The organism is Ralstonia sp. VS2407 (genome assembly GCF_052950655.1).
The window spans coordinates 1-447 of the sequence record NZ_JBRFVG010000322.1 but is presented as its reverse complement, the minus strand read 5'-3'; the positions used below and the strand labels follow the sequence as shown (position 1 = coordinate 447).

The 447-nt window shown below is 68.7% G+C and carries 1 protein-coding gene; it reads right to left on the bottom strand.

Features of this window, described 5'->3' with window-relative positions; genetic code table 11:
• The coding region (locus tag ACU8YE_RS25275) for a MarR family winged helix-turn-helix transcriptional regulator (RefSeq protein ID WP_446930316.1) at nucleotides 1-368 on the bottom strand (368 nt) is incomplete at its 3' end.
• Nucleotides 369-447 lie beyond the last annotated feature (79 nt).

The following is a 447-nucleotide window of genomic DNA, read 5'->3' as shown; positions in this document are numbered from 1 at the left end:
CCCGCTTCGATGCGCGCCTGCACGCCCTGCCACAGCGGCGCGGCGACGCGGACGGCCTCGCGCCCGCGCGGCGTGATCGTCACGACCCGCGTGCGGCGGTCCTCGCCAGGCACGACCGTGACGAAGCCCTGCGCTTCCAGCGGACGCAGGTCGGCGGTGAGGGTCGTGCGGTCCATGACGAGGGCCTTGGCGAGGGCCTTCATCGTGAAGGGCCCTTGGAAGGCGACGGCGGCAAGGACGGCGAACTGCGTGATGCGCACGCCGCTCGGTGCGAGCGCCTCGTCGTACAGGCGTGTGAGGGCGCGCGCGGCCATGCGCGTGTTGATGCACGCGCACCCGACGAAGGCCGCATCCGTGTCCGCGTTCATCACCGTCCCTTCGCCTTCCATATTGAGAGGATATCAACCTAAATACGAGGTGTCAATTACGCCCGAAACACATCAGCCC